Genomic DNA, 14,760 nt, shown 5'->3' with positions numbered 1-14,760 from the left:
GCTTGCAAAAAATTTCAGTTCGGCCGCCAGTCCGGGCGGTCGGCGCGTCCACAGAGGGGACGACAGCGACGATGCGGCGTGACACCCTCAACACCCTCGGCCGAACCGGCGTGCTGGGACTCGGCTGCGTGCTGGCGATGACCGCCTGTGGCGGTTCCGGCGGATCAGACGACCAGGACGGGCCGGTCGTCTTCTGGGACACCAGCGGCCCCGGTGAGTCAGCGGTCTTCCGCGACCTCGCCGAGGGCTGCGCGGCGAGCGGCGGTTTCGAGGTCGCCGTCGAACAGGTCGCCTTCGACCAGGCCCTGAACAACTTCAAGAACGCCGCGCAGGGCGGGCAGGGCCCCGACGTGCTCAGGGCCGAGGTGGCCTGGGTCGCCCAGCTCGCCCACAACGGCCTGATCCAGGACCTCGCCGGAACCGGCCTCGACGACCAGGGCGACTTCCTGGCCACCCCCTGGAGCTCCACCCAGTTCGACGGCGCGACCTACGCCGTCCCGCAGGTCACCGACACGCTCGCCCTGCTCTACAACCGGGAGTTCCTGGACGAGGCCGGCGTCGAACCGCCGACCTCCTGGGAGGAACTGCTCGACATCGCCCCCGACCTCGGCGGGGACTCCGCGTTCTTCGTGAACAACGACGGCTACTACGCCCTGCCCTTCATCTACTCGGCCGGCGGCGACCTCCTCGACGTCGAGAACCAGACCATCGTCGTCAACTCCGACGAGGCCGTGGCCGGCCTGGGGACGGCGCGCGCGCTGTTGGACGAGGGCGCGGCCAGGACCGCCCAGGACCCGGGCAACTCCTACGGGAACATGAAGGCCGCCTTCGCCTCCGGCGAGGTGGCGATGATCGTCGACGGGCCGTGGGCGGTGGCCGACCTGCTCGACGGGGCGGCCTTCCAGGACCCGGAGAACCTCGGAGTGGCGCCGCTGCCCGGCCCCGCCGACGGGGACGGCAACGGACCGGTCGGCGGCCACGACTACGTCATCCGGCAGGGCAGTGAGCGCACCGACGACGCGGTCTCCCTCATCGAGTGCATGAGCGGGGTGGAGGCGCAGACGACGGTGGCCGTGGAGCTCGGCCTGCTGCCCACCCGGGAGTCGGTGTACGAGGACCCGGAGGTGGCCGAGCACCCCGTCGTCTCCGCGTTCAGCGCGGCCGTCGAGCGGGCTCACCCGCGCCCCTGGATCGCCGAGGGCAACGAGCTGTTCGACCCGCTCAAGATCGGCTACGCCGACGTGCTGGCTGGCAACCTCAGCCCGGCGGAGGCGGCAGAGCAGGTCGCCACCGCGTACCAGGACACCGTCGTTCCCGACTACACGATCGGCTGAGCCGTGGTCGCGACGACGACGGGGCCGGCGGCGGAGCACCGCCGGCCCGGCCCCCGGGGCGGCACCGAGCGGCGCGGGCGCGTCCGGCGGTTCCTCGACCGGTACTGGTACGCCTACGCCCTGGTGCTGCCGGTGGTGGTCGTGGTCGGCGGGCTGGTGATCCTCCCGCTGGCCCAGGGTGTCTTCTTCACGTTCACGAACATCAACGAGGGCAACATCGCGAACCCCGTGCTCGGCCGGGAGGCCGACTACGACGTCGTGGGGCTCGCGAACTACCTGAACGTGCTCTCCGGGGATCCGGCCTACGGGTCGTTCTGGGGGGTGCTGCTCCGAACCCTGGTGTGGTCGGGGATCTGCGTCGCGTTCCACTACGGCATCGGCCTGGGGCTGGCACTGCTGCTGAACCGTCCCATGCGGTTCCGGACGCTCTACCGGATCCTGCTGATCCTCCCCTGGGCGGTCCCCGCCTTCGTCAGCGCCTTCGCCTGGCGGTACCTGTTCAACGCCGACTACGGGCTCATCAACTGGCTGCTGGGCTCGGTCGGCCTGCCCACCCCGGTGTGGCTCGGCCAGTCACCGGTGGCGATGGTCGCCGTGATCATCGTCAACGTCTGGCTCGGGGTGCCGTTCATGATGGTCGCGCTCCTGGGCGGCCTCCAGTCCATTCCCGGTGACCTCTACGAGGCCGCCGAGATCGACGGCGCCACCCCCTGGCAACGCTTCACGCAGATCACCCTGCCCGGGCTGCGCCCGGTGTCGAGCACCGTGATCCTGCTCGGCGTGATCTGGACGTTCAACATGTTCCCGGTCATCTACCTGATCACCGGCCAGAACCCGCACACGCGCATCCTGATCACCTACGCGTTCGAACGCTTCTTCTCCGGCGCCACCAGGGACTACGCGATCGCCTCGACCTACGGGGTCCTCATCCTCTCCGTCCTGCTGGTCTTCGCCGGGGTCTACCTGCGCGCCCTGCGATCACAGGAGGCCGACTGAGATGGACGTGACCTCGCTCCAGACGAGCGGCCGGGCTGGCCCGTCCGGCGGGCGCCGTCCCGCCCCGCCCCGGTCCGGTCACCGCGGCCGGCGTTCCCCGGCGGCGAGCTTCGGGCTGCACGCCGCGCTGGTGGTCGCCTCGCTGATCGCCGTCTTCCCCGTCTTCTGGGTCCTGGTGACCTCCTTCAAGCCGGACTCCCGCGCCATCGAGGCGAGTCCGAGCCTGATCAACGAGTCGAGCCTGGACAACTACGCGCGCATCCTCGCCGGCGAGAAGGGCGACTTCCTGGCCTGGTTCGGGAACTCGCTGCTGATCGCGGGGCTGACGACGGTCCTCGCGGTCATGTTGGCGGCGAGCACCGGGTACGCCGTGAGCCGGTTCAACTTCCCCGGCGGCCGAGGGCTGTTGTTCTTCTTCCTCGTCGTGCAGATGTTCCCCTTCGCGGTGCTCATCGTGCCGCTCTACAACCTGCTGCTCAGCCTGGGCCTTCAGGGGTCGGCCGGTGGGCTGGTGCTCGTGTACTGCACCACCGCGGTGCCGTTCTGCACCTACATGCTCAAGGGCTACTTCGACGGCATCCCCCGCGAGATCGACGAGGCCGGCCGGATGGACGGGCTCTCGCCGTTCGGGGTCTTCTGGCGGTTGATGTTGCCGCTGGCCAGGCCTGGCCTGGCGGTCACCGGCTTCTACGCGTTCATCACCGCGTGGGGTGAGGTGGCCTTCGCCTCGGCCTTCCTCTCCGCCGCCGACCAGTCCAAGACCCTGGCGGTGGGCCTCCAGGTGTTCGTTCAGCAGAACCGGACCGAATGGGGCCATCTTGCGGCTGCTTCCATCCTTGTGGCGATCCCCGCGGCCGTGGTTTTCTACCTCGTGCAACGGTTCCTGGTCTCAGGGCTCGCCGCAGGCAGTGTCAAGGGTTGACCGCTTCGAGGGCGGAGTCCTGGCCCTCGCGGGTGGCGGTCCTGGTCAGTTCCGTCCCTGTCAACGAGTACGTCGTCTTGCTTCCACTCGGCGTCAAGATGTGTTCCCGCGAGAGCAAGCGCGGACACGGAAACCGGAGGGCCCGCATGGCCGGAGTCAGTTACGTCAAAGCGTCCCGGGTCTACCCGGGCAACCCGCCCGTCCGAGCGGTCGACCAGCTCGACCTCGAGGTCAACGACGGTGAGTTCCTCGTGCTCGTGGGCCCGTCCGGTTCGGGCAAGTCCACCGCCCTGCGGATGCTCGCCGGCCTGGAGGACGTCGACGAGGGCGCCATCCACATCGGCGGTAACGACGTCACGCACACGCCGCCGAAGGGCCGGGACATCGCGATGGTCTTCCAGTCCTACGCGTTGTACCCGCACATGACGGTGGGCGAGAACATGGGCTTCGCGCTGAAGCTGCGCCGCGTGCCGAAGGAGACCATCAAGGCCAAGGTCGCCGAGGCCGCGAAGATGCTCGACCTGACCCCCTACCTCGACCGCAAGCCGAAGGCGCTGTCCGGTGGTCAGCGGCAGCGGGTCGCGATGGGCCGCGCGATCGTCCGGGAGCCGGCCGTCTTCCTCATGGACGAGCCGCTGTCGAACCTCGACGCGAAGCTGCGGGTGGAGACCCGTGCGAACATCGCCGCGCTCCAGGCCCGGCTGGGCACGACCACGATCTACGTCACCCACGACCAGGTCGAGGCCCAGACCATGGGGCACCGCGTCGCGGTGCTCAAGGACGGCCTCCTGCAGCAGTGCGACACCCCGCGCAACCTCTACGAGCGGCCGGCGAACTCCTTCGTCGCTGGCTTCATCGGTTCGCCGGCGATGAACCTGAAGACGGTCGCCCTCACGTCCGAGGGCGCGGTCCTCGACGGCCTCACGGTCCCGCTGCCCCGGTCGGTGGTGGCCGGTCACGACGCCAAGACCATCACCTTCGGGGTCCGCCCCGAATCGCTGCGCCTCACCGGGGGCGACGAGGTGGGCATGAAGCTCACCGTCGACCTCGTCGAGGAGCTGGGCGCGGACGCCTACGTCTACGGCTCGGTGGACATCGGCGGCACGGCGGAGCGCTTCATCGTCCGGACCGACGGTCGCACCCCGCCCTCGATCGGTTCCACGGTGAACGTGACCCTGCGCGACGACAACGAGGTGCACCTCTTCCACCCCGAGTCCGGGGCGAGGTTGGAGACCACGAAGGCTCCCACGGCCTGACCCGCACCTCTTCACCTCACGGAACACGGACCTCCCCCCAGGGAGGGAATGACGATCACGGAACGTACGCGGCGGGTGGCGTCGGGAGCGAAGTGCCAACGCCACGCGGCGCAGGGTGACGACGCACCTCGCACCCACCAACCACAGCGGCCCCGGAGTCACTCCGGGGCCGCTGTGCTGCGCACTCCAGCCCTGGGAGCTCCGCGCGGCGACTCCGGCCGGGGATTGCGGAACCACACCGAACTGCGTCTACACTGCAAACGGTAACGGTTTCCATTCCCTGCGCCGGGGGCAGAAAGAGGCAATGCTATGACCCTCCGTAATCGACGGCACTGGCTGACGGTGGGCTGCCTCACCGCGACCGCGGCCCTGATCACCGCCTGCGGCGGGAACGGTGGCGAGGGTGACGCCGCCGACGCCGGTGAGGGCTCCTCCGGGCTGACCGTGGTCGCCTCGACCAACGTGTGGGGCAGCGTGGCCGCCGCGGTCGGTGGCTCGAACGTCGAGGTCGTGTCCATCATCGACGAGGCTGGCGCCGACCCCCACTCCTACGAGAGCCAGCCCTCGGACGCGGCCGAGCTGGTGGGCGCCGACCTGATCGTGCACAACGGCGCCGGGTACGACGAGTTCGTCAGTCAGATCATCGCCTCGGAGGGCCTGGACACCCCGGCGGTCGAGGCCGCCGCCGTGGCCGGGGTCGAGGGCCACTCCCACGACCACGGGCACGACCACGACGAGGACGGCCACGAGCACGGCGAGGACGGCGAGGACGGCCACGAGCACAGCGATGACGGCCACGACGAGGAACCAGCGGACCACGACCACGACCACGACCACGACCACGACGAGCACTCCCACGAGCACGGCACGGAGGACAACGAGCACGTCTGGTACGACCTGGCCGTGGTGTCCGAGGTCGCCGAGCGGATCGCGGACGAGCTGAGCGAACTCGACGCCGACAACGCCGACGGCTACCGGTCGAACCTGGCGGAGTTCCAGGACGGGATCGACGAACTCGCCACCTCGGTGGCCGAACTCGGCGAAAGCGAGGACGGCGGCCACCCGCACGTGCTCTCCACCGAGTCCGTGGCCACCTACCTGCTCGCCGACGCGCACATCCACGATCTGACCCCGGCCGGCATGCACCTCGCGATGCACAACGAGACCGACCCGCCCGCCGCCGTCATCGCCGAGATCAACGAGATCATCGACGGCGGCGAGGCCGACGTGATGATCAACAACCCGCAGACCGAGACCGGTGTGACGAACGAGATGCTGAGCCGCGCGGAGCAGGCGGGGATGCCGGTGGTGGAATTCACCGAGACACTGCCGGAGGGCCAGGACGACTTCCTGGCCTGGATGACCGACCAGGTCGACGCCCTGGCGGCCGCGCTGGGCCGCTGACCGCGCTCGACCGGGACGTCCACCGGCCCCTGCCCACCGGACGGAAACCATGATCCACGATGACCGCCCGCCAGCCGTGCGGCTGCGCTCGGCCCGCCTCGCCTACGGCGACCGCGTGCTGTGGGACGGGCTCGACCTCGACGTGATGCCAGGCGAGTTCGTCGCCGTGCTCGGTCCCAACGGCTCGGGCAAGACCAGCCTCCTCCGGGTGCTCCTCGGCCTCCAGCCCCTCAGCGGCGGCGAGGTCGAGATCGGCGGCACCGCGGTCCGCCGCGGTTCCCGCCGCATCGGGTACATCCCGCAGCAGCGGGCGGTGGACAGCACCGTCACCGTGCGGGGGACGGACCTGGTGGGCCTCGGCCTGGACGGCCACCGGTGGGGGCTGGGACTGCGAGGCCGGACCGACCGACGGCGGCGGGTCCGCGAGGCCGTCGAGGCCGTGAACGCCACCGGGTACGCGTCGAGACCCCTCGGTCTGCTCTCCGGTGGGGAACAACAACGGCTGCGGGTCGCGCAGGCGCTGGTGGGCGCCCCCGACGTCCTGCTCTGCGACGAACCCCTCCTCTCCCTGGACCTCGCGAGCCAGCGGATGGTGAGCGAGCTCATCGCCGAGTCCGCACGGGACAGGGACGCCGCGGTCGTCTTCGTCACCCACGAGATCAATCCCGTCCTGCCGGTGGTGGACCGGGTGCTCTACCTGGTGGACGGACGGTTCCGGATCGGCCCGCCCGACGAGGTGATGACCTCCGAGGTGCTGTCGGAGCTGTACCGGACGCCGGTGCGCGTCCTGCGGCTCGGCGACCGGATCATGGTGATGGCCGAGAGCGGGCACCGCGTCGACCTCGGCGGCGGTCTGGAGACCGAACAACCGCACCACGTCTCCGACGAGACCGAGGGACGACAGCCGTGAACCTCGACGCCCTCTTCGACATCGACACGACGCTGAACCTCCTCGAGCTCGGATTCGTGCGCAACGCCCTCCTCGCTGGGGCGGTCCTCGGCCTGGTGTCCGGCGTGCTCGGCCCCCTCGTGGTCGCCAGGAACATGTCCTTCGCGGTCCACGGCACGGCGGAGCTGGCCTTCACCGGCGCCGCCGCCGCCCTGCTCCTCGGCTGGAGCGTGGGCACCGGCGCCCTGCTCGGCGCGGTGGTCGCCGCGCTCATCCTCGGGCTCCTCGGGCAGCGGGGCAGCGAACGCGACTCGGTGATTGGCGCGGTGCTGGCGTTCGGCCTCGGGCTGGGCGTGCTCCTGCTCTCCCTGTACCCGGGGCGGGCGTCGAGCAAGTTCAGCCTGCTGGTCGGGCAGATCGTGGGCGTCAGCTCCACGGGGATCGTGCTGCTCTCGGTCTCCGCGCTCGCGGTGATCCTGGTGTTCGCGCTGCTCTACCGCCCGTTGCTGTTCGCCAGCGTCGACCCTGGTGTCGCCGTGGCGCGGGGGGTCCCGGTGCGGGTGCTCACACCCGTGTTCGCGGTGCTCGTGGGCATCGCCACCGCCCTGGCCGTGCAGATCGTCGGCGCGCTGCTGGTGCTCTCCCTGATGGTCACGCCCGGCGCCGCCGCGTCCCGTGTGACCGCCAACCCCGCCCTCGCCGCGCTCCTCGCCGTCGTCTTCGCCGAGATCGCCGTCCTGGGTGGCATCGTGCTCTCGTTGGCCCCTGGCGTGCCGATCAGCAGCTTCGTCACCGCCATCTCGTTCCTGATCTACCTCGTCTGCCGGTTCGTGGGCGGCGCGAGACACCGCCGGCTGGTCGCGTCCGGCTGATCGGGAGGCCCGTCCTCGCGCCGCCCAGCCCCGGAGGGCGAGGAGGCGGGGTCCGGAGCGGCACGGGAGGCGCCAGGCCGGCGAGGAAGCCGGCGGTGCCACCTCCGCCAGGTCCCGCCCGCCAGGCCTCAGCGCGGGTTGGCCGACAGGGTCCGCTCGATGTCGGCCACCACCTCGGGATCGGCGAAGGGAGCCACCCCGCTGGCCAACACCCGCTCCACCGCCTGCACGACGATCACCTCGCTGTCGGCGAGCACGTCCAACATGAGCTGGCGGTCGGTGTGCGCGACGGTGTAACTGATCAACGTCAGATCGTTGAAGGCGGCGGGGACGTAGCGGCTGGTGGAGATCATGAAGGAGTCACCGAGCATCGCGACCTTCTCGGGGACGGTTCCCTCGATCGGTTCCGACTCGAAACGCACCGGCTCGGTGATCCGGGTGGTGCGCGCCCGGGTGCGGTCCGTCCGGCCGTCCGGTCGCAGCTGGAACCGGGTCGTCTCCTCGGTCTCCGCGCGCCCGAGGAGCGGCGGGAGGTCAGGACTGTGGTCCCACCGGCCGTCGGGAACGGTGCGCCAGGACCGCGTCACCCCCGGCTGGACCGCCTCGGCGATCCGCCGCAGCCCGATGATGGCGCCCTCGTCGTTCCAGTGCGTGTCCAGCCGGTGGTAGGTGGAGGCGGCGGTTCCGCCCTGCATCAGGTTCACCCGGGGATCGATCGCGCCGGTCTCGTCCGGTAACCGCTGCCACAGCTCGTCCCGCACCTCCTCGGCGCAGTCCATCCCGGGGTACTGGTCCGGCATGTACTCCGGGACCACGGTGCTCTTGTCCGGCACGACCAGCACCACCAGCCGTCGGCCGGACTCCTCCACCACCCGGCGCAGCTCACGCATGCCGTCGATGGTGTCGTCGATCGGACGGTTCTGGGAGCACTTCCCCTCGATGTCGTAGCCGTAGTAGAGCCACCCCTCCTTGCCCTCGATGACCTCGCTGGACTCTGCGAGGATCAACGGGCCGTCCTCCGAGGGGGGCGTGTCCTCCTGCGGGACGGGCGGAGCGATCGGCCCCTGGTCGAGCGGGGAGCCGCCACGCTGGCCACCGAACGGCGAACCGTCGTCGAAGACCCCCCGACTGATGCCGTCCGCCGCGTGGACCGCCGCCTCGCGGAAGACGAGGTTGTCCGTGGCCCACTGGGACAGGCCGGTGACGAAACCCCAGCCCTCCGAGAGTGACGGGAACTCGACCAGCGGGCGGTTCTCGATCTCCGCCGCCCGCGCTCCCACCGCGTACGCGGCCAACGGGGCACCGAAGAACACCGCGGCGGACACGAGGGCGACCAGCTGCCTGCCACCGTGCCTCGGGCGGTACAGCGAGTGCTCCCTCGGCAGCCAGGACTCGTGCACCTCGGGCAGGCCCTGGCCGCCCGGCGGCTCCTCCGGCCCCGGAGTGCTCGGCTGCCAGCCCGTGGACTCCCGGCTCCCCTGCGCTACCACCACTACACGGTAACGAGCCGGGGTTCTCCCCAGGTCGGAAACCCGGATCTCGCCCGGCCACCAGCGGTGCGCGACGGCCGTCCGTCCGCACCTGCCCGGGACTGGGCTCGCCACCCGCCGAGAGGTGGGTGACGAGGTCCGCCGCCGACCGTGAGGGCTGGCCGCCACACCCTCGCACGGGCCACGGAGATCACCAACCGCGCTGGAGGAAGCCGCCGCCGCCCTCGTCGTCGTCATCGTCGTCGTCCCGCCGCCTCGCCCGCCGCTCGGCCTCGCGGCGTTCCTCGGCGATGACCTCCCGCTGCTCGGCGAGTTGCCGTTCCCCCTGCCGGGCCAGCTCCTCCCGTTCCTCCTCGGAGAGCTGCTCGTAGCGCTCGACGAACTGCCCGACGTGCGGCGCCATCGCCTGCGCGAACAGGTCGGAGGTGGCGGCCGCCCGCAGGCCCTGCCGACCGGCGATGATGTCGTCGGCCAACCGCTGGAACTCCGGGTTGTCGCTGGCGTCGCGCAGCACCTTCAACGAGTCACGCAGGTGTCGGGACAGGGCCGGATCCCCGCCCGCCACGTCCATCATCGGCTCCTGCTCCGGACTGCTCACCGGTTCACCCCCGGGTGGTCGTAGCCGCCGGCGGGCAGCTCGTGGTCGGCTACTCCGCGCAGACCGCCCAGGTAACCGGCGACCGTGCCGGAGAAGGCCTGCGCGATGTCCCAGGCGGTCCCCATCAGCTCGATGATCTTCGCCCAGAGCCGGACGCCGTTGGCGATCGCCGCGGCGGTGGCGGAGCCACCGATGATGCCGCCGACCACGGTCCAGCTGGTCGCGGCCGCGGCGGCCGCACTGATCGCGGCCGCGATGATCGTGTCGCAGAGCCCCTCGAAGGTGCTCTTGATGGCGTTCGTCGTGGAGGACACGCCCTGCGCCATCGTCTGGAACTGGTGCGCCACGTCCTTGAGGTCGTCGACCTGCGCGTTCAGCGCGTCGACCAGCTGGTGGTGGTAACCGGTGGCCTGGTCGGCGGCGTTCCCGGTCCAGTCGTGGGCGACGTCCTCGGTGGCGCCCCTCACGTCCGCCGCGAAGTCGGTGTTGAACTCGGCCAGGTTCGCGAGCGCGCCCCCCGCCTTGGATGCCTGCTCCCAGTCGCCCACGTACTGCTGGGCGATCCACTCCGTGGGGTTGGTACCGCAGATCAGGTTCGTCAGCTCACTGATCCAGTAGGTCGGGCTCAGGTACTGGCTGGCACCCAGCACGTTCGCGATACCGCCCGGCACCAGCGTCTCGGGCACCGGCTCGGTCAGATTGCTCGACGGCGTGTCGGCCACGATGTGTTCCTCGTTCCCTTCTCACTGGCGGCGGACGGCCGCGACCGGTTCCGATGTTCAGCCGGCGTAGGTGGCGTCCAGTCGCCGAGCCTCGTCCTCGTCGGTGTTGTCGTACATCGTCGCCGCGCCACGCAGCTCGGCCGCGGACTCCTCGGAGATGCTCCGCAGGTGCTCGTAGCTGGTGAGCAGCGCCTCCCTGGCGCTGTCACACGCGGCGGCGATCGTCGCGAAGAGCCGGGCGTCCGCGTAACCGATGTCCAGGTGCGTGCTGATGTAACTCGTGGCGTTCGGCACGTCCTGCCCCAGACCGTCCACCCGGTCGGCGAAGGCCCGGATGCTGTCCGTCCTGGCTTCGAATTCCATGTGGTCTGCCCCATCTCACCCAGTGCTGCCGGGCCTGACCGTACTCCGAAAGGAGTGAACCCTGGGCCAAAACAATGAGAGGATCTCCGCCGAACGCCGCGCCCACCGGCGTCGGTACCGAGACGGGAGGACCGATGGCGCCACACCGGGGTGACGAGCCCCTCGTCGTTCCGGCGGCCTGGCTCGCCGCCGAACGCCGACGTCCCGGGCGCTGCGCGAGGCACGGCGCGCCCGCCAGCTCCTGGCAGGACGTCGCGCTGGTGACACGCCCCACCACCAAGGGGACTCCCGCCCAGGCGGGAGCGGTCAGCATCGCCGCCCGCGTCGCGGAGAACGCGCAGAACCAGCGCGGGGTCTCCCTCACCGGCTGGCCGCTCTGCGAGTCGTGCCTCGCCCACCGATCCCGGCTGCGCGGCACGGCACGGGCCCTGCTGTTCGGGGGCCTCGCCGTCGCCCTCGCGGCGGTCGTGACCTTCCTGGCTCTCGGGGAACCGCAGCCGCTGCTCGGCCTCCCCATCGTCCTCGGGGTGGCCGCCGTGATCTGCTCCGGTTTCGTCTTCGGCCGCTCCGGCTGGAACGCGGTGCTCTCCGCCGAAGTCACGCCGGACGGGCAGTGGGTGCGGTTCGCCCAGCCGCATCCCGCCTTCGCCACCGAACTGGCCGCACTCGGCGGCCCTCGCGAAGGCCCTCGCTGACAGTCCCACCCACCCCGTCGCCGGGCAGCGCGTGGCCGCCGGTTCCGTTCCTCCCCCCGCCCGTTCCTCTTCGGCGGAGCGGGTCGCTACCGCGGCCCTGACCCGGTTCGTCGACGAGTGGCGGGTCCGCACCCACGACCACCAGTCGGCGGGAGGGCACGCGTTCCGCCTCCCAGCTCACCCGTTCCGCCAGCGAACACGCAGGGCGGTTCGACGGACAACGCACACGGCCGGCGAGCACGCCCATCGGCTGCGGTCAGCTGGGGGAGCGAGGCAGCACAGGCTCCACCGCCGCCGCGGTGTCCTCCGCTAGAGCACACGCGTGCTCGACTGTTCCCGCGTAATGCACATAAACTGACACATGGGCCTGCTCACTCAGGTCCACCGAAATTTGACAATGTTCTGACGGTATTTCGTCAATGATGCGGAGCGCGCGCAACGGACCCACACCAATCTCCTCAACCGTGTAGTTCGTCAGGTTCAGCTGATCAACGCCGCGCATCCAGTTCAGGTGAATCGTCATAACCGGACGCTCGCCGCCCGGAAAACGGTAGCGGCAGTCGTAGGACAGGCCGACGCCATCGAACGTGGCGGTCTCCGGGTCGAAGCCCAGAGCGGTTATTTCCTCGTCGCTGAGGATTTCGCAGGGCAGCATCTCCGACAGCTCCGCCGCCACATCCACCCCCGGCTCCTCGCCGGGACCCCCACCCACCGACGGATCAGCACTCTCCGCCACGGAGGACTCCACCGTGGGACCCACCGCGACCGCAGTCCCCTGCTCCGCACTCACGCAGGCAGACAACAACGCCACCAACCCCAGGACTGTTCCCCACACACCCACACCCCTGCGCCTCACGCCCCATCCCCTCCCAGCCGGTCAAACGCAGTCACGTTCTGCTCATCCACAGCCTGAGTACGCCGAGCACTGGCCCGGACGGCCGCCGACAACTCCGTCAACGCCTGAATAGCATGGCAGCCGTGCTGAAATCGCCACCGGTCAGGCTCCCCCTTACCGAATCCCAGTCCATGAGGGGAGCGCGAAAGCCAAACGACCCCAGCCTCCGAGCCAGGCATGATGAGAAACGAAAACTCTTCCCATCGAACCACCTCGGTCGAGGGGAGTCACCCCCACTCGTGGACTAGTACCGTTTTCCCGGTTACCCCGAGGACCGAGGCAGCTCGGGCTCCACCGCCGCCGCCACCTGTTCCGCCAGTTCACAAGCCTGCTCGGCCGTCCCCGCATAATGCACGGAGATTGTTACATGGGCCTGCAAACTAAGCGCCACCGACATCTGACAGTGCTCCGATTCAGATTTTTCAACGATCCTGAGCGCCCGCAACGACCCTACACTTGTCTCCTCGGATGTATAATTAGTCAAGTCTAATTGATCAACGCTTCGCTTCCAATTGAGGTCGATGGCCATGAGCGTGAGTCCCCCACTTGACAAACGGTAGCTACAGGCATAGGACAGGCCGACGTCATCGAACGTGGCGGTCTCCGGGTCGAAGCCCAGAGCGGTCATTTCCTCGTCGCTGAGGATTTCGCAGGGCAGCATTTCCGACAGCTCCGCCGCCACATCCACCCCCGGCTGCTCTCCGGGACTCCCACCCACCGACGGGTCGGCGCTCCCCGGAAGGGAGGAACCCACCGTCGGCCCCACGGCCACCGCGGTCCCTCGTTCCGCGCTCGCGCAGGCAGACAGCAGTCCCACCAGCCCCAGGGCTGTTCCCCACAAGCCCACACCCCTGCGCCTCACGCTCCATCCTCTCCCAGCTGGTTGAACTCGGCTGCGTTCTGTTCATCCGCAGCCTGAGTGCGCCGAGCACTGGCTCGGATAGCCGCGGCCAACTCCGTCAACGCCTCGATGTGGGCAGTCCCTTATGGGACAGCGTGGAGCCGAACTACCGGCCGCCACCTCACCACGGACATCCCACATGCCATTGCCCGCCGCCCACAACGAGGACTGAATGAGAGCAGTGCCCTCGGAGCACCAAGGATTCGGGAGTGTCTCGGTTTGGATCACCCACACCCGAGGAACACCACCGTCATCCTGGTCAGCCCGAAGACCGAGGCAACAACGGCTCCACAGCCGCTGCGGTGTCCTCCGCTAGAGCGCACGCCTCCTCGAGTGTCTCCGCGTAATCCACAACAGCTGACACATGGGCCTGCTCACTCAAGTCCATTGAAATCTGACAATGCTGCGCTGCGGGTTTGTCAATGACGCGGAGCGCGCGCAACGGACCCACACCAATCTCCTCCACCGTGTAGTTCGTCAGATTCAGCTGATCAACGCCGCGCATCCAGTTCAGGTGAATCGTCATAACCGGATCCGCTCCGCCCGGAAAACGGTAGCGGCAGTCGTAGGACAGGCCGACGTCATCGAACGTGGCGGTCTCCGGGTCGAAGCCCAGAGCGGTCATTTCCTCGTCACTGAGGATTTCGCAGGGCAGCATCTCCGACAGCTCCGCCGCCACATCCACCCCCGGCTGCTCACCGGGACTCCCACCCACCGACGGATCGGCGCTCCCCGGAAGGGAGGACCCCACCGTCGGCTCCACGGCCACCGCAGTCCCTCGTTCCGCGCTCGTGCAGGCAGACAGTAGTCCCACCAGACCCAGGACTGTTCCCCACACACCCACACCCCTGCGCCTCACGCTCCATCCTCTCCCAGCCTGTTGAACTCAGCTGCGGTCTGTTCATCCGCCGCCTGAGTGCGCCGAGCACTGGCTCGGATAGCCGCCGCCAACTCCGTCAACGCCTCGATGTACAGCTCGAGATTCTCCTCGGCGGACTGCGGCGTCCCGGCCGCGCTGAGCCTGGTCTGCGCGGACATCTGCAGGGCCACCGGGCTCGAACCGAGGGGGACGTTCTGATCCAGTGTGCGGACTCGGTTCCGCCGGTCCTTCGCTCTTACGGCTATCGCGTCGATCTTCCTCGCCATTGATTCGGCGCTCTCGGGATCGATCGACACCTTACCGGCGGCAGCGGCCGCGCTGAACCGTCCGATGCTGCCCATCATCTTGCCGGCCTCGGGCATAGCCGCCGGCTGCGTGCCCCCACCGCCATCCTCGATGTACATCAGATCTCCCTCCACAAGCACCGCCACGGCAGAAACTATCAACACCGGTACCAACATTCCGGCCGTTCGATCCACGCTACCCACGGTCGGCCCAACCCGTCCCACCGCATGGCAGGCACCTGGGCCGCCTCGGCGGCGC

At 69.4% G+C, this 14,760-nt stretch carries 16 protein-coding genes; 8 read left to right on the top strand and 8 right to left on the bottom strand.

The annotated features are described in order from the left end of the window. Nucleotides 1–71 precede the first annotated feature (71 nt). The 7 genes from ACOJVX_RS01730 to ACOJVX_RS01700 all read left to right on the top strand — a co-directional run bounded on the left by ACOJVX_RS01730 (nt 72) and on the right by ACOJVX_RS01700 (nt 7,673). A complete protein-coding gene (locus ACOJVX_RS01730; RefSeq protein WP_422647191.1) occupies nt 72–1,334 on the top strand; it encodes an extracellular solute-binding protein in 1,263 nt (420 codons plus the stop codon). Between the two features lie 3 nt (nt 1,335–1,337). Beyond that, complete coding sequence (locus tag ACOJVX_RS01725; protein ID WP_418154293.1) at nt 1,338–2,330, top strand: carbohydrate ABC transporter permease; 993 nt, start codon at nt 1,338–1,340, stop codon at nt 2,328–2,330. 1 nt (nt 2,331) lies between these two features. After that, nucleotides 2,332–3,252, top strand: a complete 921-nt coding sequence (locus ACOJVX_RS01720) for a sugar ABC transporter permease (protein WP_026417574.1) — start codon at nt 2,332–2,334, stop codon at nt 3,250–3,252. Nucleotides 3,253–3,398: 146 nt separating this feature from the next. Next, on the top strand, nt 3,399–4,508 hold the full coding sequence (locus ACOJVX_RS01715) for an ABC transporter ATP-binding protein (protein ID WP_026417575.1): 1,110 nt from the start codon (nt 3,399–3,401) through the stop codon (nt 4,506–4,508). A 309-nt stretch (nt 4,509–4,817) separates the two neighbouring features. Further along, nucleotides 4,818–5,912, top strand: a complete 1,095-nt coding sequence (locus tag ACOJVX_RS01710) for a metal ABC transporter solute-binding protein, Zn/Mn family (protein WP_418154291.1) — start codon at nt 4,818–4,820, stop codon at nt 5,910–5,912. A 49-nt stretch (nt 5,913–5,961) separates the two neighbouring features. After that, nucleotides 5,962–6,822: a metal ABC transporter ATP-binding protein gene (locus ACOJVX_RS01705; protein ID WP_418154290.1), complete on the top strand. Its 861-nt coding sequence runs from the start codon at nt 5,962–5,964 to the stop codon at nt 6,820–6,822. After that, nucleotides 6,819–7,673, top strand: a complete 855-nt coding sequence (locus tag ACOJVX_RS01700; RefSeq protein WP_026417578.1) for a metal ABC transporter permease — start codon at nt 6,819–6,821, stop codon at nt 7,671–7,673. The genes ACOJVX_RS01705 and ACOJVX_RS01700 overlap by 4 nt, the downstream gene beginning before the upstream one ends. 128 nt (nt 7,674–7,801) lie before the next feature. On the opposite strand, the gene ACOJVX_RS01695 is transcribed toward ACOJVX_RS01700, so the two are convergent. The 4 genes from ACOJVX_RS01695 to ACOJVX_RS01680 all read right to left on the bottom strand — a co-directional run bounded on the left by ACOJVX_RS01695 (nt 7,802) and on the right by ACOJVX_RS01680 (nt 10,846). Further along, nucleotides 7,802–9,163 carry an alginate O-acetyltransferase AlgX-related protein gene (locus ACOJVX_RS01695; RefSeq protein ID WP_162147268.1) on the bottom strand — a complete coding sequence of 454 codons (1,362 nt, stop codon included), beginning with the start codon at nt 9,161–9,163 and terminating at the stop codon, nt 7,802–7,804. A 190-nt stretch (nt 9,164–9,353) separates the two neighbouring features. Continuing rightward, the gene (locus ACOJVX_RS01690; RefSeq protein WP_026417580.1) at nt 9,354–9,761 is read right to left on the bottom strand and encodes a hypothetical protein; all 408 of its coding nucleotides are present in this window, start codon (nt 9,759–9,761) and stop codon (nt 9,354–9,356) included. Then, nucleotides 9,758–10,483 (bottom strand): hypothetical protein, encoded by a 726-nt coding sequence (locus tag ACOJVX_RS01685; RefSeq protein WP_051313399.1) that lies wholly within the window; start codon nt 10,481–10,483, stop codon nt 9,758–9,760. Before ACOJVX_RS01685 ends, ACOJVX_RS01690 begins: the two co-directional genes overlap by 4 nt. A gap of 57 nt (nt 10,484–10,540) precedes the next feature. Further along, nucleotides 10,541–10,846, bottom strand: a complete 306-nt coding sequence (locus ACOJVX_RS01680; RefSeq protein ID WP_051313401.1) for a type VII secretion target — start codon at nt 10,844–10,846, stop codon at nt 10,541–10,543. Nucleotides 10,847–10,980: 134 nt separating this feature from the next. Here ACOJVX_RS01680 and ACOJVX_RS01675 point away from each other — a divergent pair, with 134 nt between their 5' ends. Next, nucleotides 10,981–11,541 carry a hypothetical protein gene (locus ACOJVX_RS01675; RefSeq protein WP_026417583.1) on the top strand — a complete coding sequence of 187 codons (561 nt, stop codon included), beginning with the start codon at nt 10,981–10,983 and terminating at the stop codon, nt 11,539–11,541. A 256-nt stretch (nt 11,542–11,797) separates the two neighbouring features. Here the strand turns inward: ACOJVX_RS01675 and ACOJVX_RS01670 are convergent, their stop codons facing one another. From ACOJVX_RS01670 to ACOJVX_RS01655, 4 genes are all read right to left on the bottom strand, one after another. Continuing rightward, the gene (locus ACOJVX_RS01670; protein ID WP_422647563.1) at nt 11,798–12,352 is read right to left on the bottom strand and encodes a DUF3558 domain-containing protein; all 555 of its coding nucleotides are present in this window, start codon (nt 12,350–12,352) and stop codon (nt 11,798–11,800) included. A 346-nt stretch (nt 12,353–12,698) separates the two neighbouring features. Next, nucleotides 12,699–13,253 carry a DUF3558 domain-containing protein gene (locus tag ACOJVX_RS01665; protein WP_422647190.1) on the bottom strand — a complete coding sequence of 185 codons (555 nt, stop codon included), beginning with the start codon at nt 13,251–13,253 and terminating at the stop codon, nt 12,699–12,701. Nucleotides 13,254–13,596: 343 nt separating this feature from the next. Further along, nucleotides 13,597–14,151, bottom strand: a complete 555-nt coding sequence (locus tag ACOJVX_RS01660) for a DUF3558 domain-containing protein (RefSeq protein WP_422647562.1) — start codon at nt 14,149–14,151, stop codon at nt 13,597–13,599. Between the two features lie 41 nt (nt 14,152–14,192). After that, nucleotides 14,193–14,696, bottom strand: coding sequence for a hypothetical protein (locus ACOJVX_RS01655; RefSeq protein WP_418154287.1), 504 nt, complete (start codon nt 14,694–14,696; stop codon nt 14,193–14,195). Between the last annotated feature and the right edge of the window lie 64 nt (nt 14,697–14,760).

It is taken from the genome of Actinoalloteichus caeruleus (assembly GCF_049311605.1).
Classification (GTDB): Bacteria; Actinomycetota; Actinomycetes; order Mycobacteriales; family Pseudonocardiaceae; genus Actinoalloteichus_B; species Actinoalloteichus_B caeruleus.
This window is presented reverse-complemented; position numbering and strand designations above follow the sequence as displayed.

Coding starts and splice junctions, on each gene's coding strand:
- ACOJVX_RS01730 (WP_422647191.1), top strand. CDS start 72: ATGCGGCGTGACACCCTCAACACCCTCGGCCGAACCGGCGTGCTGGGA.
- ACOJVX_RS01720 (WP_026417574.1), top strand. CDS start 2,332: ATGGACGTGACCTCGCTCCAGACGAGCGGCCGGGCTGGCCCGTCCGGC.
- ACOJVX_RS01715 (WP_026417575.1), top strand. CDS start 3,399: ATGGCCGGAGTCAGTTACGTCAAAGCGTCCCGGGTCTACCCGGGCAAC.
- ACOJVX_RS01710 (WP_418154291.1), top strand. CDS start 4,818: ATGACCCTCCGTAATCGACGGCACTGGCTGACGGTGGGCTGCCTCACC.
- ACOJVX_RS01705 (WP_418154290.1), top strand. CDS start 5,962: ATGATCCACGATGACCGCCCGCCAGCCGTGCGGCTGCGCTCGGCCCGC.
- ACOJVX_RS01680 (WP_051313401.1), bottom strand. CDS start 10,846: ATGGAATTCGAAGCCAGGACGGACAGCATCCGGGCCTTCGCCGACCGG.
- ACOJVX_RS01675 (WP_026417583.1), top strand. CDS start 10,981: ATGGCGCCACACCGGGGTGACGAGCCCCTCGTCGTTCCGGCGGCCTGG.